Annotated in this window: 19 protein-coding genes; 6 read left to right on the top strand and 13 right to left on the bottom strand. The window is 60.3% G+C overall.

The genetic code is table 11. The annotated features are described in order from the left end of the window. Window positions 1-3 precede the first annotated feature (3 nt). The 13 genes from FDP25_RS16430 to FDP25_RS16370 all read right to left on the bottom strand — a co-directional run bounded on the left by FDP25_RS16430 (window position 4) and on the right by FDP25_RS16370 (window position 11,921). Complete coding sequence (locus FDP25_RS16430) at window positions 4-681, bottom strand: GltB/FmdC/FwdC-like GXGXG domain-containing protein (protein WP_154154848.1); 678 nt, start codon at window positions 679-681, stop codon at window positions 4-6. A 1-nt stretch (window position 682) separates the two neighbouring features. Next, window positions 683-1,576: a class II glutamine amidotransferase gene (locus FDP25_RS16425; RefSeq protein WP_154154845.1), complete on the bottom strand. Its 894-nt coding sequence runs from the start codon at window positions 1,574-1,576 to the stop codon at window positions 683-685. 164 nt (window positions 1,577-1,740) lie between these two features. Further along, window positions 1,741-3,009: an FCSD flavin-binding domain-containing protein gene (locus FDP25_RS16420; protein ID WP_154154842.1), complete on the bottom strand. Its 1,269-nt coding sequence runs from the start codon at window positions 3,007-3,009 to the stop codon at window positions 1,741-1,743. A gap of 39 nt (window positions 3,010-3,048) precedes the next feature. Next, window positions 3,049-3,759, bottom strand: coding sequence for a c-type cytochrome (locus tag FDP25_RS16415; RefSeq protein ID WP_154154839.1), 711 nt, complete (start codon window positions 3,757-3,759; stop codon window positions 3,049-3,051). Between the two features lie 102 nt (window positions 3,760-3,861). Continuing rightward, the gene (locus FDP25_RS16410; RefSeq protein ID WP_154154836.1) at window positions 3,862-5,037 is read right to left on the bottom strand and encodes a c-type cytochrome; all 1,176 of its coding nucleotides are present in this window, start codon (window positions 5,035-5,037) and stop codon (window positions 3,862-3,864) included. Continuing rightward, window positions 5,021-6,307: a sulfite dehydrogenase gene (soxC, locus tag FDP25_RS16405; RefSeq protein WP_154154833.1), complete on the bottom strand. Its 1,287-nt coding sequence runs from the start codon at window positions 6,305-6,307 to the stop codon at window positions 5,021-5,023. Before soxC ends, FDP25_RS16410 begins: the two co-directional genes overlap by 17 nt. An 87-nt stretch (window positions 6,308-6,394) precedes the next feature. After that, window positions 6,395-8,092 (bottom strand): thiosulfohydrolase SoxB, encoded by a 1,698-nt coding sequence (gene soxB, locus FDP25_RS16400; protein WP_154154830.1) that lies wholly within the window; start codon window positions 8,090-8,092, stop codon window positions 6,395-6,397. A 144-nt stretch (window positions 8,093-8,236) separates the two neighbouring features. Next, a complete protein-coding gene (gene soxA / locus FDP25_RS16395; RefSeq protein ID WP_154154827.1) occupies window positions 8,237-9,091 on the bottom strand; it encodes a sulfur oxidation c-type cytochrome SoxA in 855 nt (284 codons plus the stop codon). 66 nt (window positions 9,092-9,157) lie between these two features. Next, a complete protein-coding gene (soxZ, locus tag FDP25_RS16390; RefSeq protein WP_154154824.1) occupies window positions 9,158-9,487 on the bottom strand; it encodes a thiosulfate oxidation carrier complex protein SoxZ in 330 nt (109 codons plus the stop codon). A 23-nt stretch (window positions 9,488-9,510) separates the two neighbouring features. After that, a complete protein-coding gene (gene soxY / locus FDP25_RS16385; protein WP_154154821.1) occupies window positions 9,511-9,930 on the bottom strand; it encodes a thiosulfate oxidation carrier protein SoxY in 420 nt (139 codons plus the stop codon). Between the two features lie 41 nt (window positions 9,931-9,971). Next, window positions 9,972-10,454, bottom strand: coding sequence for a sulfur oxidation c-type cytochrome SoxX (gene soxX / locus FDP25_RS16380; protein ID WP_154154818.1), 483 nt, complete (start codon window positions 10,452-10,454; stop codon window positions 9,972-9,974). A gap of 122 nt (window positions 10,455-10,576) precedes the next feature. Next, complete coding sequence (locus FDP25_RS16375) at window positions 10,577-11,158, bottom strand: thioredoxin family protein (protein WP_154154812.1); 582 nt, start codon at window positions 11,156-11,158, stop codon at window positions 10,577-10,579. Between the two features lie 25 nt (window positions 11,159-11,183). Then, on the bottom strand, window positions 11,184-11,921 hold the full coding sequence (locus tag FDP25_RS16370; protein ID WP_343032093.1) for a cytochrome c biogenesis CcdA family protein: 738 nt from the start codon (window positions 11,919-11,921) through the stop codon (window positions 11,184-11,186). A 129-nt stretch (window positions 11,922-12,050) separates the two neighbouring features. Between FDP25_RS16370 and FDP25_RS16365 the strand changes: the two genes are divergently transcribed. The 6 genes from FDP25_RS16365 to FDP25_RS16340 all read left to right on the top strand — a co-directional run bounded on the left by FDP25_RS16365 (window position 12,051) and on the right by FDP25_RS16340 (window position 17,796). Further along, window positions 12,051-12,374 (top strand): thioredoxin domain-containing protein, encoded by a 324-nt coding sequence (locus tag FDP25_RS16365; RefSeq protein WP_246175955.1) that lies wholly within the window; start codon window positions 12,051-12,053, stop codon window positions 12,372-12,374. Window positions 12,375-12,412: 38 nt separating this feature from the next. After that, window positions 12,413-12,760, top strand: a complete 348-nt coding sequence (locus FDP25_RS16360; RefSeq protein ID WP_154154803.1) for an ArsR/SmtB family transcription factor — start codon at window positions 12,413-12,415, stop codon at window positions 12,758-12,760. 38 nt (window positions 12,761-12,798) lie between these two features. After that, window positions 12,799-13,857 carry a YeeE/YedE family protein gene (locus FDP25_RS16355; protein WP_154154800.1) on the top strand — a complete coding sequence of 353 codons (1,059 nt, stop codon included), beginning with the start codon at window positions 12,799-12,801 and terminating at the stop codon, window positions 13,855-13,857. A gap of 199 nt (window positions 13,858-14,056) precedes the next feature. Further along, window positions 14,057-15,067 carry a pyruvate dehydrogenase (acetyl-transferring) E1 component subunit alpha gene (gene pdhA / locus FDP25_RS16350; protein WP_154154797.1) on the top strand — a complete coding sequence of 337 codons (1,011 nt, stop codon included), beginning with the start codon at window positions 14,057-14,059 and terminating at the stop codon, window positions 15,065-15,067. A gap of 12 nt (window positions 15,068-15,079) precedes the next feature. Beyond that, window positions 15,080-16,459, top strand: coding sequence for a pyruvate dehydrogenase complex E1 component subunit beta (locus FDP25_RS16345; protein WP_154154794.1), 1,380 nt, complete (start codon window positions 15,080-15,082; stop codon window positions 16,457-16,459). A 14-nt stretch (window positions 16,460-16,473) separates the two neighbouring features. Further along, on the top strand, window positions 16,474-17,796 hold the full coding sequence (locus FDP25_RS16340; RefSeq protein WP_154154791.1) for a pyruvate dehydrogenase complex dihydrolipoamide acetyltransferase: 1,323 nt from the start codon (window positions 16,474-16,476) through the stop codon (window positions 17,794-17,796). Window positions 17,797-17,801: the final 5 nt, after the last annotated feature.

The raw sequence follows: 17,801 nt of genomic DNA, 5'->3' as shown, positions 1-17,801 counted from the left end.
CCCTCAATACGCGTTGTCGATGTTGAAATTGTACAACTTCCGGGCCGAGCCATAACGCCGGAACTCCTCGGGCTTGGCGTCAATTTCGGATCGCTCCAGCAGGCCCCGCAAGATCTCCAGATGCTCGGGGCGCATCTCTTTCTCGATGCAATCCGCGCCAAGGCTTTTCACCTCTCCTCGCACGAAAAGCCGCGCTTCGTAGATCGAGTCGCCAAGCGCATCACCGGCATCACCGCAAACAACCAAGTTGCCCTTCTGCGCCATGAAGGCCGACATATGGCCCACGTTACCCTGCACCACGATGTCGATCCCCTTCATGGAAATCCCACAGCGCGAACTGGCGTTGCCCTTGATGACCAGCAACCCACCATGCCCGGTTGCCCCGGCATATTGGCTGGCGTCACCTTCCACGATCACGGCGCCGCTCATCATGTTTTCGGCCACACCGGGGCCGGCACTGCCATCCACCGTGATCGTGGCTTGCTTGTTCATGCCTGCGCAGTAGTACCCGGTCGATCCTTTGACCGTCACCTCGATGGGCGCATCCAACCCCACGGCAATCGCATGGCTGCCGCGTGGATTGACCACTTCCCAAGCGATTTCATTGGTATGCTGGCTTTGCGCCTGCAAGGCTTCGTTCAAGGCCCGCAGGCCATTGGCTTCCAAATCGAATGTCTGCATGTCAGTGCTTCCAGAAGTAAACGGTTGCGGGTTCCGGCTCCCAGACGCGGGCGTCTTCGATACCGGGCAGGTTCACCAAGGCGCGGTATTCGCTGCCGAAGGCCACGTATTGATCGGTCTCGGCCATCACCGCCGGTTTGCAAGCAATCGGATCACGCACCACGCCGAACCCGTCCTTGGTGCCCACCACGAAGGTGAAAAACCCGTCAAGGTCATCAAGGCCCGCCTCCAAGGCGTCTCCAAGGCTATGGCCCTGCTGCATCTTCCAGGTCAGGTAGGCCGCCGCGACCTCGCTGTCGTTCCGGGTCTCGACACTCACCCCTTCCCGCGCCAATTCCCGGCGCAGGGAGTTGTGGTTCGACAAGGACCCATTGTGCACAAGGCACTGATCCGCCCCGGTCGAAAACGGATGCGCGCCCATCGTCGTCACCGCCGACTCGGTCGCCATCCGCGTGTGGCCGATCCCGTGACTGCCCGCCAGATTCGGGATGTCGAACCGCTTGGCCACATCGCCGGGAAGGCCCACCTCCTTGTAAATCTCGATGACCTCGCCCGCGCTCATCACCCGCGCCTCGGGGCGCAACTCCTTCAGTGCAAGGCGCGCCTCGGCCATCCGGCCCTCGGGTAAATCGACCACCGCATGGGTGTCTTTCACCCGCACCGTGACATCACAGCCAAGCGCTTGGGCCATCTCATCACCAAGCCCATCGAACCGGCCGGGGTCATCGGCCTGCACGGTCAACTTGGCCCGCCCCTCACGATCCTCCGAGTAAACGGCAATTCCGGCGCTGTCCGGCCCCCGGTCCGTCATGGTGATCAGCATGTCGGTCAGCATCTCACCCAAGCGCGGTTCAAGCGCCTTGTCCTTCAAAAACAACCCGACGATTCCACACATCGACGCCTCCATAATGGTTCCACGGGCGACGCTAGGTGGGAACTTCACGAATTTCAAATTAAGAATTAATTATTCCCCGTAGGAATATTGCATTTTGACCGGGGTGCACAAAAAATAGGCCCCCGATCCGCACCGGGGGCCGTATTGCACAAAGGGCACTCAGATCAGCTTGCCCCGAACATGTCCTCGGTAATGCCCGCATACCAGCCAAGGCTTTCCTCATAGGTCGCCTTGCGCAGGTCCGTATCCTCTCCGGTCTGGCTGATGAATCCATCCACCTTGGCGATCTTCTCATCCGTCGCCTGATACGACGCCCCCACCTTCACGCCGTCATCGGTGTCAATCAGGCTCCAGCAGGTGTTCGAGAATTTCGCCGGGAAAACCTTGGACCCGGTCAAGGCCCCGCGCACGGCCATGGCCGCCACCTTGGCCTGGCTGTTGGCCGAATAACCCGATTTCGGCATATCGCCCTGGTTCGTGGCATCGCCCAGCACATGGATATTCTCGTCCAGCCGCGATTGCATCGTTGCCGGCACGACCGGCGCCCAATTACCCTCGGTAATTCCGGCCATATCGCAAATCCGGCCCGCCTTCTGCGCCGGTATCACGTTGCAGACATCCACCGCCTCGACCGCCCCGTCGATATCCACGGTCATCTCGTCGGGGTTCACGCTCACGTTCTGCCCTCCGAAATCCGGGCCGATCCTCTCGATCATGCCGCCATAGTGCTTCTGCCACCCTTCCTCGAAAAGCGCCTGCTTGGAAAACTTCGCCTTGGGGTCGGCGATCAATATCTTGGCGGTCGGATTAATCTGCGTCAGCAGATGCGCCACCATGCTGATCCGCTCATAAGGCCCCGGCGGGCAGCGGTAGGGGTTGGGCGGCGCCACCATGGCATAAAGTCCTCCCTCCGGCATCGCCTCGATCTGCGCCTTGAGAAGCTCGGTCTGGCTCCCGGCCTTGTAGGCATGGGGCATCTTGTTTTGCTGGCTCACGTCCCATCCGGGCACCGCGCCTTCGACAAAATCGATCCCCGGCGACAGGATCAGCCGGTCATAGGGCAACGTCGCGCCCCCGGCCAGGCTCACCGTCTTTGCATCGCGGTCGATCCCGACGGCCCAGTCATGCACCACGTTCACGCCATAGTCACTCGCCAGGGTGCCATAGCTATGGCCAATGCTGCTCAACTCGCGGAACCCACCGATATAAAGGTTCGAGAAGAAACAGGTGTAATAGGCGCGCGTCGGTTCCACCAAGGTCACATCAATCGCCCCGTCACTGTCCTTGGTAATATAGCGCGCGGCGGTCGCCCCGCCGGCCCCGCCGCCAACCACGACGACGCGCGGCTTGCCCTGCCCGCGCACCATGGGCGCAGACAATGCAGCCGCCGCAGCGACCCCCGTGCCGATAAAGGCTCGTCTGTTCAAAGTCATTTCATTTCCTCCCGATTGCGCCGGAACGATCCCGGCAAATTATTCTATGTTTTCAAAATATGCCGCGAGGGCCGCAATTTCCTCATCACTGAGCCGCCCCGCCATCATCTGCATGACCGGATGAGGCCGCAGTTTCTTCTTGTAGGCATGCATCGCCACCACGAAATCCTCAGCCGGCCAGTTGGTGATCGACGGTATCCCGTCGTCATTGCCATCCGGCTGGTGACAGGTCTTGCATTCGCTGGACAGGTACTCGCCATACTCCGGGTCCCCCACCATGGCGAGGATCTCGGGCGGAAGCGCCACTTCGGGCGCAATCGCCGTCGGATCCGCTTCGGGGATATTCGCCGGGTCATCCGAGAACATACGCAAATAGGCCAGAACATCGGCCCTATCCTGTGGCGCCTTCAGCCCCGGGAAATTCATCCGTGTATCACTGACCAGCGCCTTGGGGTTTTCAAGATAGGCATCAAGGTTCTCTAAATGCCACTCAAGCCCGTCATTTCCTGCACGCTGCAACCCCTCCGAATATCGAAAATCTTCCGAAACAGAGGCCGCCTTGCGCCCGAAAATACCATTCAAATTCGGGCCAATGCCGTTCTCGGCCCCCTTGCCCACTTGGTGACACCCCGAGCATTTGGCAAACACTTTCTTGCCTCTCTCCGGGTCACCGATCTCTTCGGCCCAAAGGGCTTGTGTTGACAGCAAACCAAGCGTCAGGCCGACCACACCGATCGTGCGTTTTCGCATGAACTCTCCTCCCAAAGGTCATGCCCAAGTGAATGATGGCACGCAATGCTATTCATTCAAAGAAAAAACGGGGCCGGTTTGACCCGGCCCCGCTTATCAATCTCACTCCGAGAAAGACTTGAGATATTCGGTCATCGCCGCAATGTCTTCGTCTTTCTTCAATCCCCGGAAAGACATCTTGGTGCCTTTCACATATCCACGGGGATCGGACAGGAAGGCGGCAAGGGCGTCTTCATCCCAAACCTGCCCCTCTTCGCCCATAGAGGCCATGGTCTTCGAGTAGCGGAACCCATCGACAGCGCCGATCGTCCGGCCCATGACACCGTTCAGCTGCGGACCGACGCGGTTTTTCGCGCCGTCGCCCACCTGGTGGCAAGCCTTGCACTGACGGAACAGCTTTTCACCCGCTTTCACCAGTTCAGGGTCCAGCGCGGCGGTTTCCTCCTCTGCGGGTGCGGCGGCGACCTCTCCGGTCTCGGCAGCGGCCATTTCCGTTTCTGCCTCGGCAGGTTCGGCCCCGGCCTCTTCCTCTTCTTCCGGGGTCACATCCAGAACCGCGGCGCGCATGGTGATCTCCACGCTGTCCTTGCAATCCGACATGCACACATCATCGCGCCAGAAATGCGCCTCGGCCTCTTCGCGATCATCCACGATGAACCCGTCGGCATTGGGCATTTCCACCTCGAGGAAGTTTTCGTTCGACAGAACGAAATCGTCTTCCACAAGATAGTTGGAATACAGGATATACGCCACGATGGCATAGGTTTCGTCCACCGACAGGGTCTGTGCCGCACCAAAGGGCATCGAGCGGTGAACATAATCCCATGCCGTCGACAGATAGGGCCAATAGCTGCCAACCGTCTTCAGCGGGTCCTTGTCGGCCAGCGTTCCATCGCCACCGGCCAGCTTGGGCCAGTTGCCGCGCCCCTCCGCGAAATCGCCATGGCACACGGCGCATTTCTCGATAAAGACTTCCTCGCCGGTCAAGACATCGCCCGACCCTTCGGGAAGGCCCGTACCATCGGGGCTCACGTCCAGGTTCCATGCCGCGATCTCTTCCGGCAGGGCCATCCGGCCAAGGTTGTAATTGCCATGCGGTTCGCTCGCGGCGCGCGCCATGGCGATAAAGCCCAGATCGGGGTTCGCAGGCGCTTCACCCATCATATCCGCACGCTCCGGCATCGGGGTAACATTGCGATCTGCAAAGTTGACAGCCACGGCCATGATCGCCGCAGCGCCAAGCGCCGTGCCACCGTAGAGTTTAAGAGACTTCGACATTTTCCGCCTCTCCGCTTTCTTTCACCCACCAAGTCTGGATGCAGTTGTTGTGATAGATCGAGTTTTCGCCGCGCACTTCGCGCAATTGCGCCTTGGTCGGTTGCACGTAACCCGTTTCGTCATGCGCCCGGCTCTGAAGCAGCATCTCGCTGCCGTCCCAGTCTATTTCGAGGTAGAACCGGCTCAAAGCCTTGCTCTCGCCGTCCTTGGCCAGACGTGCCTGCGTCCAGTTCTTGCCGCCATCGGTGGTCACATCGACGCGGGTAATCGCGCCGCGGCCCGACCATGCAAGGCCGGTAATCACCAGCGGCCCGGGGCCGTGGGTGATCGGAGATTGCGGGCTGGGGCTGGTGACGACCGATTTGGCGTCCATCTCCCAGGTCCACTTGCGGCTTGTGCCATCGGCCAGCGTGTCGGTGTACTTGCTGGTCTCCTCGCGGCTTTGCACCGGGGCATCCATGACCTCGACACGGCGCAGCCACTTGACCCACATGTTGCCTTCCCATCCCGGAACGACCAGACGCACGGGGTATCCATGTTCCTTGCGCAGGGCCTCGCCATTGGCCTTGAAGGCCACCAGAACATCGTCCAGCGCCTTGTCCATCGGGATCGACCGCCCGTTCGACGAGGCATCGGCGCCTTCCACGTAAATCCACTTGTCCGCAAGGTCGCCCGCAGCGTCCAGACCGGCCTCTTCCAGCAGGGTGCGCAGCGGCACGCCGGAATATTCCATGTTGTGGATCATACCATGGGTGAACTGCGCCCCATTCAACTGCGCCCCGGCCCATTCCATGCCGGTATTGGCCGCGCATTCGCAGAAATACACGTGGTTTTCCCGCGGGAAGCGCTCCAGATCGGCATAGGTGAAGACCAGCGGCTTATCGACAAGCCCGTTGATCATCAGCCGGTAATCTTCCTTCTTCAACTCGATCGCGCCCGAGTGGTGACGCTCAAAGGCGCAGCCCTGCGGCGTGATCGTGCCATCCAAAGCATGGATCGGCGTGAAGTTGATCGAGCTGATCGTGTCGGCGGTCAGCCACTCGACGTTGCGGCGCACCACATCGTCCTCGAACCGGATCGGTAGGCCATAAGGCGTGGCATCCACACCCTCGCCAAACCCGCTGGCCCATTCCTGCACCTCGGTAATCAGCGGATCGGGCTCGCCCGCCGCGCGGGCCATGCCCGCGCCCGCCACGGCCCCCCCGGCCGCCACGGCGCCCTTCAGGAACGCCCGGCGCGAGGCCCCGTTTGATTTCTTGTCGGCTGTCATTGTCGTCCTAAGCCTCCTCTTTCGACATCATATTCATCTAAATGAATTTGATGAACATAAGGTATCTGTCAAAGCGTCGCGGCCCGCTCAGGTGCCGCTGACTTTCACACTCGTATTGGGTTCCAGTTTGACGGTGCCCTGCTTGCGGATATGGCTTTCCACCACGTCCCAGATCTGCGGCCCCTCGGTGCCCTCGTTCACGCTGGCCCAACCGGCCACCACGTAATTCTTCGCCGGGTCGATCGCCTCGCCCGTGCTCAGAAGGGTCATGTCGGAAATCCGCTCGCCCTGCGGCTTGCTGACGTCGATGGAGTAGCCCATCCCGCCGATCCGCACCATGTCACCGCCCTGCTGGTAATAGGGGTCGGGGTTGAAGATGTTGTCGGCCACGTCCTCAAGGATCACCTTGATGAACTCGCCGGTCATCTCGCTGCGATACGCCTCGCCATAGGACATCGAGGTCACGTTCCAGATATCCTCGCGGGTGATCGCCTGACCGGGCAGGATGCTCGGCCCCCAACGCACACCCGGGCTCATGGCGATATCCGCCTCGCGCTCGGAAATCAGCGCATCGCAAATCAGGTCGTCCCACGACCCGTTGAAGTTGCCACGACGATACAGCAGATCATCGGTTTCCCCGATGACCTCTTCCAACTCGGCCTTGAACGGCGCGCGCTGCTCGTCAATCAGGGCGGTCATATCCGCGTCCGGCTCGATCACGTCCGAGAAGATCGGGATCAGCTTGTGACGGAAGCCCATCATCTTGCCATCGCGCACATCCAGATCCACGCGGCTGACGAACTTGCCGTTCGACCCGCTGGCGATGATGATCGTATCATCCACCAGAACCGGCTCGGGCAGCACGTCATGCGTGTGGCCCGACAGGATCACGTCAATCCCCTTGACCACGCTGGCCATCTTCTTGTCCACGTCAAAGCCGTTGTGACTCAGGCAAACCACCAGCTCCGCACCCTTGCTGCGGACCTCGTCCACCATGGCCTGCATGTTCTCGTCACGAATACCGAAACTATAGTCGGGGAACATCCAGCCGGGGTTGGCAATCGGCATATAAGGGAAGGCCTGCCCGATCACGGCGACCTTCACACCGCCACTCTCATAGAATTCGTAGGGCTTGAACTCCGCCGCCGGCTCATCCCACATCGCGTCAAAGATGTTCTGACCCAGCGAGTCGAAGGGCAGCCCCTCGACCAGTTCGCGCACCCGGTCCTGGCCCAGCGTGAATTCCCAGTGGAAGGTCATCGCATCCGGCTTCAACGCGTTCATCACGTTGACCATGTCCTGCCCTTCGGTGTGATGGCAGGTATAGGACCCATGCCACGTATCCCCGCCATCCAGCAGCAAGGCATCGGGCCGCGCCGCGCGGATCTGCTTGACGACAGTGGCCACCCGGTCAAGGCCACCGACCTTGCCGTATTCCTTCGCCAGCGAGGAGAAATCGTTATAAGTCAGGGCATAATGGCTCGGGCTACCGTCCTCGATGCCATACATCTTGCGGAAATCCGCGCCGGTCACGTGGGGCACTTCGCCCTTGTTGCCACCCACGCCGATGTTGATCTCCGGTTCACGGAAATAAATCGGCTTGAGCTGCGCGTGAATGTCGGTGATGTGAATCAAGCTCACGTTACCGAAAGTATCGAAGTCCAAAAGCTGGTCCTGGGTCAGCGCCTGCTGCGCGGCCAGCTTCGCCCAATTGCCGAAACCGCTTGCGCCATAAAGTGCCGAGGCCGCCATGCTGACCTGAAGAAAATCGCGACGAGAGATCATGTAATCCGTCTCCGAGTGGTTAAAGTTATCTCGTTCCGCGCCCGGCCTTCCGGATGCGGCTTGGCCGAAAGGCCATGAATTTCATTGTCATGCAGGCAGCGGCATGGCCGGGGCGGTCGCGCACCGCCCCGGCCCAAAGTCATATCAGTTGCGGACCGACGGGCCCTCGACCGACAGGCCGTTGCCACGGCTTGCAACATAAAGCTCCAGCGCGACAAACGCGTCGCTTCCGGGCTTGTAGGTCTCGGCACGGGTATCCCGCACACAGCCCTTGAAACGCGCGTGAACCGTGTTCAGCTTGGCGTTTTTCAGGCGGTAGGTCGGGAAGCCGTTGATCTGCCCCTGGCTCAGGTGGTCGGCGCGGATCATGTTGCCGTAGTTATCCTCGTGGCAATTGGCACAGGACAGTTCAAGCTGACCTGTCCGGGTATAGTAAAGTTCCTTACCCTTTTCCCAGGTCTCCTTGGCCGGGCCGTCGATGGCCACGTTGACAGGCATGCCACGGGATTGCACCGAGATCAGCGCCTCCATGTTCGCCATCTGGCCACCCGTGTACTTGTACGGCTCGGCGCCCATGTTGTTCTCGCGGCAATCGTTGATCTGCATGGCAAGGGTCTGCACTTCCCCGGCCTCTTCATCCCACTTGGGATAGACCGCGCGCACACCCGTCATGCTTTCCGGGCCTTCGTGGCAGGTCGCGCAGGATTTGCCCTCGCTGCCTTCGACCGCGTTCCACTGGTCCATGCCCGCATCGACGAAGATCATGCCGGGGTTGTCGAAGTCGTCCATCTCCAACGCCTGCGTTTCGTCCGACCGGAAGTGCCAGCCGGACATGATCTCGTCCATGGCGACATCTTCCATATGCGCGGGCACCTCGGCCTTGGTGATCATCTCGGTCTCGCCGTTGATGACGAGGTTGTCATCGTCCGGATCGGCCGAGGCGACACCTGGCACCGCCAACATCAAGGCGGCCACTGCTGTCATTGCATTGAATTTCATGTGTTTTTTCCCTCCCTAAAGGTTGGCCCCGCCCCGGTTCACCCGGGCGCAGGGCACCTTTTGTTATCAGCCGACCTTGACCGTTTTGGTTTCTTCGTAGACCGAGCCATCATCGTCGTACCAGGTGAACTGGAAGTCACCGGCCTCGGGGATGGTTGCCTCGAACTCGAAGTAGGGGTTGGTCGAGATCGCGGGGTGCATTTCCACATCCACGACCATAGTGCCGTTATATTCACAAGTGAAACGGTTGATGATCGAGCGCGGGATGACGTTGCCGTCACTGTCCTTGCGCTGACCCGATTCCATCTTGTGACTGATCAGGGTCTTGATGACCACGACCTCTCCGGCTTCGGCCGAACGGGGCGCTTTCACGCGGGGGCGTACACCTTTTGCCATTGTGTTCTCTCCTTCTCGCTCGCTTAGCCGCCGCAGCCGCCGATGGTGACCTTCACGGTCTTCTGGGTCTTGGCAAAGCTGCCGTCCGCCATTTTGGCCACCGCGATCACGTCCTGCGTTCCGGCAAGGCGGATACGGGTCTTGGCGCGCTGCGCCCCGGCACCCGGGCCGAAGTTGAAGGTCGCGACACCCGGGGTCGGGTTGCCCGCGGCCAGCACCATGATCGCGCTCGCGCCCTCGGCGCTCACTTCGATCGGCACGGTGTTGCCGTTCTCGGCAATCTCCGGCGCGTCGAGGTCGACACCGCCATCGGCCACATCGGCCCCGCCGGTGAATTCCGCGATCATATCGTCGGCCAGCGATGCCATTGCCGGCATCGGCAACGCGGTTACCGCAGCGGCGGCAGCGCCGATCGCCAGCGTCTCACGTCGTGTGAAGTCCATTTTCTTCTCCTTGGTCAATCTCGTAACCTGCCTGAAACGCGTCAGTCTTCGTATTTCAGCGTCGACAGGAAGGCGACAACATCTTCGATCTGCTGGGCCGACAGAAGCGGATCCAGCTCACCTTCGGGGGCCTTGCCCGTGTAGGCATCGCCCGGGCGCACAAAACCTTCGACCTTGTAATAGGCGGGCATCATCGAGCCGGGGAACGTATTCTTGGCATTGGTCAGGATCCCGCGCAGCTCTGCCTCGCCCCAACGATCGGCCACACCGTCAAGCGGCGGTCCGATTTCACCGTGGAACGGCGCATCGTTCAATGCGGTCACCTGATGGCACGAAATACAGTTCCCGATGCTCTTGGTCTTCATGACCTTGGCACCGTTTTCCGGATCTCCCGGAGCCCCGGTCAGTGACTCGGTCACCTCACCGTATTCCCCGAATTGAACGTCGCCCGGCGCAACCGGACCGGCCTGCGCCGCCCCGGCGGTCAGGGTCGCCGCCACCAATAGTGTTGTCGAAAGCTTCATGTTTCCTCCCATGGCTATCATGCCTTGTTCTCGGCTAGCTCTGTATACAGTAGGCCACCATTCCGGGCCGATGCAACAACAAATTCAGCTTTGTGAATTATTGCTGCATCCACACGGTTTGGTTAATCTTGTTTCGCCGCCGCGCGCTCTTGAATGCGGCGCGCGTGGTATCTTTGAAAATCCTCCTCGTTTTCCATGGCATACCGCTTTTCGTTCACCCAGGTGAACATGTCCAAAGTGGTCCCCTTCTGGAACGCCCCCGGCATCGTCGCCACCGCAGCCTGCGGCGCCGCGACACCCTCCTCGACCTCTTCGGGCAGGAAGATCACCGTCGGCGTGAAAAGAATCCCCCATTTGCGAAGCATGTCCCGTTCCGACCGTACGTCACCGTCGAAATCGACCATCTCACGCGACCCGTGAAGATTCAGTTGCACGACAAAGAAATTCTCCTCGATGTAGGTCGAAATGGTCTCGTCGGGGTACACCTCCTCGTGCATCTTCTTGCAATAGATACAGCCCCGTTGTTCCACCATCAGCACCAGGCGCTTGCCCTCGGCGCGGGCTTCCTCCAGATCCTCGGCCATATCGAGGAAGGTCTCCCGCATCCAGCTTTCCTTGTGCAACCCGTCGTCACCGATCTCGGCCGCCGCCGCCGGCAGCGCCAGACCGATCATCACCAGCAAACTCGCGATAATACGTATCATTTTTCGTTCTCCCTGAAATTATGGCTTATCCCAGCGATGAAAACACCGGGAAGGTCTCGATCATCCAGTTGGCAATCTCGTTGATCGTGCCGGTGGCGATCAGCAACGCGAACACGATCAGCATAACACCCAAGGCCTTCTCGACGTAAGGCTGATACTTGCGATTGCGCTGCATCCAGCCAAGAAACGGCTTGGCGAACATCGCCGCCACCACGAAGGGCGCCGTCATGCCCAGCCCGAACACCAGCAACAAAACACCCCCGCGCCAGACCTCGCCCATACCGCTGGCCATCATCAGGATCGTGGCCAGAACCGGCCCCACGCAGGCGCTCCAGCCAAAGGCAAAGGCCAGCCCCATCACATAGGCCCCGACAAAGCTTTTGGGGTCTGTTTTCGCGTCGATCTTGGCCTCGCGGTACAAAATCCCGATGCGGATAACACCCAGAAAGTGCAGACCAAAAACAAAGATCAAACCCGCCGCCACATAGCGCAGCACATCGAACCACTGGCTGAAGGCCTGACCGACCGCTGTGGCGCCCATGCCCATCAGCGTGAATATGCTCGTCACCCCAAGGGCAAAGGCCACAGACGACAGAATCAGCCGCCGCTGCGCCCCCGGGGCGATCTGCCCCTCCTCGCGCAACTCGGCCATCGACAGTCCCGCCATATAGCTCAGGTAAAATGGAACCATCGGCAATATACAGGGGGTGAAAAACGCCAGGAACCCGGCCAGGGCCGCACCGGCAAAAGAAATGTCCATCACAACGCGGTTTCCTTGTCTTATTTACATATTCAAATTATGTAGTGGATTAAGTCAACGTCAATCAGGTGTGGAATGCTGTCAAGGGCACTCTCCTTACTCGCGCCGGTCCTCTGGCTCTCGCTTGCCCCAATGGCGCAGGCGGTCGAACTCGTGATGGTCGAACGCGAGGGATGCCACTACTGCATCGAATGGAAGGCCGACCTTGGCCCCATCTACCCCAAGACAGCCGAGGGCGCATACGCCCCCTTGCGCATCGTCGACATCAAGGATGCACCGCCCGAGGGGATCGCGTTTGACCGCAAGATCCTTTTCACCCCCACCTTCGTCCTCGTGGACGAGGGTCAGGAACTCGCCCGGATCGAAGGCTACCCGGGCGAAGATTTCTTCTGGGGCCTGCTGACAATGATGCTCAAAGACAACACGGACTTTGAAAATGGCGCAAAAACCAATTAAGGCCCCGCGCAGGCCTAAACAAAACAAGGCATGGGACAATGGGACTTCCCGTATTTGACGATTCACTGACCGAAGCCGAAATGGACCGCATGGTGACCAACGCCACCAATGCCTCCACCTTCCTCAAGGCGATCAGCCACGAAGGCCGCCTGATGATCCTTTGCCATCTCGTCACCGGCGAGAAATCGGTGACCGAGCTTGAGGAACTGCTTTCGGCACGACAGGCCGCTGTTTCCCAACAACTTTCGCGACTACGGCTCGAAGGTCTGGTCATCCCACGCCGCGAAGGCAAGGCGATCTTCTATCGTCTCGCGGATGACAAGCCCCGGCGTGTACTCGAACTTGTTTATGAGCTATTCTGCGCCGAGGACTCCGAGGCGGTCTGAGGAATCGCGCCCTTCGCCCCGGAGCGGAGGAATGGCCTATGTTTGAATTCATCGACGACAACTTTCTGGTCGCCCTGATCGGGCTGGTCACGGGCCTGCTTCTGGGCCTCGCCGCCCGGATCGGGCGGTTCTGCACCATGGGCGCCATCGAAGACGCGCTTTATGGCGACTCCTGGGTGCGGATGCGGATGTGGTTTCTGGCCATCGGCGTGGCCGTGACCGGGGTCTATGCCCTGACCGCCACCGGCCATTTCGCGCCCGAACGCTCGTTTTATCTTTCGATACGCTGGATGCCGCTGGCTTCTGTCCTCGGCGGGCTAATGTTTGGCTATGGAATGGCCTTGGCGGGCAACTGCGGGTATGGCTGCATCGCCCGTCTGGGTGGCGGCGATATCCGCGCCTTCGTGATCGTCATCGTCATGGGGGTCTCGGCCTATGCCATGCTGCACGGCCCCTTCTCCTATCTGCGCAACTGGATCTTTCCCCAGCAGGACGTAACGACCGACCTGCCCCCAGGCATCGTGCATCTGGTCTCCGCAAACACCGGGTTGCCGCTGGCCACTCTGGGCATTCTGATCGGCCTTCTGCTTTGTCTCGCCGCCCTCTCATCCCGCGAGCTTCTGGAAAAACCCGGCTCTGTGTTCTGGGCCGTCATGGTGGGTGTCGGGGTGACGGCAGGCTGGGCCGGCAGCTACATGGTCGCCACACAGGGCTTCGCTGCCATGCCGGTGGTCTCGCACAGCTTCTCCGCCCCCGTGGGCGAAACCCTGCTCTACACCATGCGCGCCTCGGCGCAGGCACCTTCCTTCGCGGTGGGCTCTGTCGTCGGCGTGGCCCTCGGGGCCTTCGCCGGATCGCTCATCAAGGGCCACTTCCGCTGGGAGGCCTGCGAAGACCCGCGCGAGTTGCGCCGCCAGATCGTCGGCGCGGTCCTCATGGGGGCCGGTGCGGTGCTCGCCATGGGCTGCACCGTGGGTCAGGGCATCTCGGCCTTCTCGGTGCTCAGCTACTCCGCCCCGGTCACGATGCTGTCGATCATCGCGGGCGCAGCCTTCGGCTTGCGGCAACTGATCGAGGGGTTTCAACCCGCCGAGTAGGCCGAGTTTCGTACGACTCGTACGGCAGCACCTAGCCACCCCCGGATTTTCGTACGAAAACCGGGGGTAAATCGTACGACTCGTACGCTTCATCCACCACAAGACAACAGGGCGCAAATTGCCTCTCGAAATTTGGCCCGTGATGGTGTAGTAAATAGTTTAATGCTAAACTATTTATGCAGCGGAGGAGGCGCCGCCCATGGCCACTCGAAAAAGTGCAAAGAAACCAAATGTTTCTGCCGATGAGTTAAAGTCATACTACCGAGACATGCTCTTGATCCGCCGATTCGAAGAAAAGGCGGGCCAGCTTTACGGCATGGGATTGATCGGCGGGTTCTGCCACCTCTACATCGGCCAGGAAGCCGTTGTCGTAGGTCTTGAGGCAGCTGCTGAGGATGGCGACAAGCGGATCACAACATATAGGGACCATGGCCATATGTTGGCCTGCGGAATGGACCCCAAGGGCGTCATGGCCGAACTCACCGGCCGCGAAGGCGGCTACTCCAAGGGTAAGGGCGGGTCGATGCATATGTTCTCGACCGAGAAAGACTTTTACGGCGGCCATGGTATCGTTGGGGCTAACGTACCGCTCGGTGCCGGATTGGCCTTTGCCGACAAGTACTTGGAGAACAACCGCGTAACTTTCACCTATTTCGGGGACGGGGCCGCGAACCAGGGTCAGGTTTACGAAACCTTCAACATGGCCGCCCTGTGGGACCTGCCGGTGGTCTTCGTCATCGAGAACAACCAATACGCCATGGGCACCTCGCAAAAACGCTCCACCTCCACCCCCGACATCTACACCCGCGGCGAAGCCTTCGGTATCCCTGGCGAAGCAGTTGACGGTATGGACGTGATGGCCGTGAAAGAAGCGGGCGAAAAGGCCGTCGCCCACTGCCGGGCCGGGAAAGGCCCTTATATCCTTGAAATCAAGACCTATCGCTATCGCGGTCACTCCATGTCGGACCCGGCCAAATACCGCACCCGCGAAGAAGTCCAGAAGATGCGCGAGGAAAAAGACGCCATTGAACACGTGCGCGATCTGTTGCTCTCGGGCAAACACGCCACCGAGGATGAGCTCAAGGCGATCGATAAGGAGATCAAGGGCATCGTCAACGAGGCCGCCGAATTCTCCAAGGACAGCCCGGAACCCTCCGTCGAAGACCTTTGGACAGACATCTATACCGATGTCGCCCCCCAGAACGCTTGAGGAGAGACAACAATGGCAACTGAAATCCTAATGCCCGCCCTCTCCCCCACCATGGAAGAAGGCACCCTTGCCAAGTGGCTTGTGAAAGAAGGTGACGAGGTATCAAGCGGCGACATCATTGCCGAGATCGAAACCGACAAGGCCACCATGGAATTCGAAGCCGTGGATGAAGGCACCATCGGCAAGATCCTGATCGAAGAAGGCAGCGAAGGGGTGAAGGTGAACACGCCCATTGCCGTGCTGCTGGAAGAAGGCGAAAGCGCCGATGATATCGAAAGCGCCTCTTCCCCGGCCGCGCCCGAACCATCTTCGGATGCCAAAGAGGAAAGCGCACCCGCCAAAGCCAAAAGCGACGACGCGCCAGACATCCCGAAACCGGACACCAGCCCCGACTGGCCCGAGGGCACGGAAATGAAAACCATGACCGTGCGAGAGGCGATCAATTCGGCCATGGCCGAAGAGATGCGCAACGATGACACCGTGTTCATCATGGGCGAGGAAGTCGCCGAATACCAAGGCGCCTACAAGATCACCCAAGGCCTGCTGGATGAATTCGGTGGCAAACGCGTGATCGACACGCCCATCACCGAACACGGCTTTGCCGGCATCGGCGTGGGCGCGTCATGGGGCGGCTTGCGCCCCATCGTGGAATTCATGACATGGAACTTCGCCATGCAGGCGATTGACCAGATCATCAATTCGGCGGCCAAGACGCTTTATATGTCCGGCGGCCAGATGGGCAGCCCCATTGTCTTCCGTGGTCCCAACGGCGCCGCCGCCCGCGTCGGTGCGCAACACAGTCAGGATTACGCGGCCTGGTACGCACAAATCCCTGGCCTCAAGGTGGTACAACCCTACTCGGCCGCCGACGCCAAGGGCCTGCTGAAATCCGCCATCCGCGACCCGAACCCGGTGGTCTTCCTCGAAAACGAAATCCTCTACGGCAAATCCTTCGAAGTGCCTGTCATGGATGATTTCACCATCCCCTTCGGCAAGGCCAAGGTCTGGCGCGAGGGCACGGATGTGACCATCGTCAGCTTCGGCATCGGCATGACCTATGCCCTCGAAGCGGCCGAGAAGTTGGCCGAGGACGGCGTCGAGGCCGAGGTGATTGACCTGCGCACCCTGCGCCCCATCGATTATGACACCGTGATCGCCAGCGTGATGAAGACCAATCGCTGCGTCACCGTCGAAGAAGGGTTCCCGGTGGCCTCTATCGGCAACCACATAACGGCAACCTTGATGGAACGCGCCTTCGATTACCTCGATGCGCCGGTCATCAACTGCACGGGCAAGGACGTGCCCATGCCCTATGCCGCGAACCTCGAAAAACTGGCCCTCACCTCGACCGACGAGGTGTTGGAGGCCGTGAACAAAGTGACCTACCGCTAAGGAGAGACGGAGCAATGCCCACAGAAATTCTCATGCCCGCCCTCTCGCCCACCATGGAGGAAGGCACTCTGGCCAAATGGCTGGTCAAGGAAGGCGATACCGTCAATGCAGGCGACCTTCTGGCCGAGATCGAGACCGACAAGGCCACCATGGAATTCGAAGCCGTGGATGAAGGGACCGTCGGCAAGATCCTCATTGAGGAAGGAAGCGAAGGCGTTAAAGTGAACACGCCGATTGCCGTGCTATTGGAAGAAGGCGAAAGCGCCGAGGATATCGATACCTCGGGCGGCGATGCAAAACCCGCACCGAAAGCCGAAACCGAAGATACCTCCCAAGAGAAATCGGCCGGGGAAGGGTCTGGCAAGGGCGCCGCCGCGTCCGACACCAAGGCCCCTGCCGCGCCGAAGGGTGCGGATGGCGACCGTATCTTCGCCTCCCCCCTCGCCCGCCGCATCGCCGCTGACAAGGGGCTGGACCTGGCCCAGATCAAAGGCTCCGGCCCGCGCGGTCGGATCGTGAAAGCCGATGTCGAAAGCGCCAAAGCGGGCGCGGCCCCTGCCAAATCCGAAGCGGCCCCCGCCGCGGCAGCAGCCCCTGCCCCGGCTGGTCCCTCTGCCGATGCCGTCACGGCGATGTATCAAGACCGCGAGTACGAGGAAGTCAAACTCGACGGCATGCGCAAAACCATTGCCGCACGCTTGAGCGAAGCCAAGCAAACCATCCCGCATTTCTATCTGCGCCGGGATATCAAGCTTGATGCGTTGCTGGCCTTCCGCAGCCAACTCAACAAACAGCTTGAGGGCCGCGGCGTGAAGCTCAGCGTCAATGACTTCATCATCAAGGCAAGCGCCTTGGCACTACAGGCCGTACCGGATGCCAATGCCGTCTGGGCCGGGGACAAGGTGCTGAAACTCAAACCCTCGGACGTGGCCGTGGCCGTGGCCATCGAAGGAGGATTGTTCACGCCGGTACTGAAAGATGCCGACATGAAATCGCTTTCGGCGCTTTCGGCAGAGATGAAAGATCTCGCCGCCCGCGCCCGCGACCGCAAGCTTTCGCCCGAGGAATACCAGGGCGGCAGCTTTGCCATCTCCAACCTCGGGATGTTCGGGATCGACAACTTCGACGCGGTCATCAACCCACCACACGGCGGCATCCTTGCGGTTGGCGCTGGTGTGAAGAAACCCGTTGTCGGCAAGGATGGCGAACTGACGGTCGCCACGGTTATGTCTGTCACCCTGAGCGTCGATCACCGGGTCATCGACGGGGCTCTTGGGGCGCAACTGCTCGAACAGATCGTGCAGAATCTCGAAAACCCGATGGTTATGCTGGCCTGAGACAG

The sequence above is a fragment of the Roseovarius bejariae genome (assembly GCF_009669325.1).
GTDB classification, from domain to species: domain Bacteria; phylum Pseudomonadota; class Alphaproteobacteria; order Rhodobacterales; family Rhodobacteraceae; genus Roseovarius; species Roseovarius bejariae.
This window is presented reverse-complemented; position numbering and strand designations above follow the sequence as displayed.

Excerpts from the sequence above, each read along its gene's own strand:
- soxX (WP_154154818.1), bottom strand. The coding sequence starts at position 10,454 with ATGAAGCTTTCGACAACACTATTGGTGGCGGCGACCCTGACCGCCGGG.
- pdhA (WP_154154797.1), top strand. The coding sequence starts at position 14,057 with ATGGCCACTCGAAAAAGTGCAAAGAAACCAAATGTTTCTGCCGATGAG.
- FDP25_RS16355 (WP_154154800.1), top strand. The coding sequence starts at position 12,799 with ATGTTTGAATTCATCGACGACAACTTTCTGGTCGCCCTGATCGGGCTG.
- soxY (WP_154154821.1), bottom strand. The coding sequence starts at position 9,930 with ATGGACTTCACACGACGTGAGACGCTGGCGATCGGCGCTGCCGCCGCT.
- soxA (WP_154154827.1), bottom strand. The coding sequence starts at position 9,091 with ATGAAATTCAATGCAATGACAGCAGTGGCCGCCTTGATGTTGGCGGTG.
- FDP25_RS16375 (WP_154154812.1), bottom strand. The coding sequence starts at position 11,158 with ATGATACGTATTATCGCGAGTTTGCTGGTGATGATCGGTCTGGCGCTG.
- FDP25_RS16360 (WP_154154803.1), top strand. The coding sequence starts at position 12,413 with ATGGGACTTCCCGTATTTGACGATTCACTGACCGAAGCCGAAATGGAC.
- FDP25_RS16420 (WP_154154842.1), bottom strand. The coding sequence starts at position 3,009 with ATGACTTTGAACAGACGAGCCTTTATCGGCACGGGGGTCGCTGCGGCG.
- soxC (WP_154154833.1), bottom strand. The coding sequence starts at position 6,307 with ATGACAGCCGACAAGAAATCAAACGGGGCCTCGCGCCGGGCGTTCCTG.
- FDP25_RS16410 (WP_154154836.1), bottom strand. The coding sequence starts at position 5,037 with ATGTCGAAGTCTCTTAAACTCTACGGTGGCACGGCGCTTGGCGCTGCG.
- FDP25_RS16340 (WP_154154791.1), top strand. The coding sequence starts at position 16,474 with ATGCCCACAGAAATTCTCATGCCCGCCCTCTCGCCCACCATGGAGGAA.
- FDP25_RS16345 (WP_154154794.1), top strand. The coding sequence starts at position 15,080 with ATGGCAACTGAAATCCTAATGCCCGCCCTCTCCCCCACCATGGAAGAA.
- FDP25_RS16415 (WP_154154839.1), bottom strand. The coding sequence starts at position 3,759 with ATGCGAAAACGCACGATCGGTGTGGTCGGCCTGACGCTTGGTTTGCTG.
- soxZ (WP_154154824.1), bottom strand. The coding sequence starts at position 9,487 with ATGGCAAAAGGTGTACGCCCCCGCGTGAAAGCGCCCCGTTCGGCCGAA.
- soxB (WP_154154830.1), bottom strand. The coding sequence starts at position 8,092 with ATGATCTCTCGTCGCGATTTTCTTCAGGTCAGCATGGCGGCCTCGGCA.
- FDP25_RS16425 (WP_154154845.1), bottom strand. The coding sequence starts at position 1,576 with ATGTGTGGAATCGTCGGGTTGTTTTTGAAGGACAAGGCGCTTGAACCG.
- FDP25_RS16430 (WP_154154848.1), bottom strand. The coding sequence starts at position 681 with ATGCAGACATTCGATTTGGAAGCCAATGGCCTGCGGGCCTTGAACGAA.
- FDP25_RS16365 (WP_246175955.1), top strand. The coding sequence starts at position 12,051 with ATGGCGCAGGCGGTCGAACTCGTGATGGTCGAACGCGAGGGATGCCAC.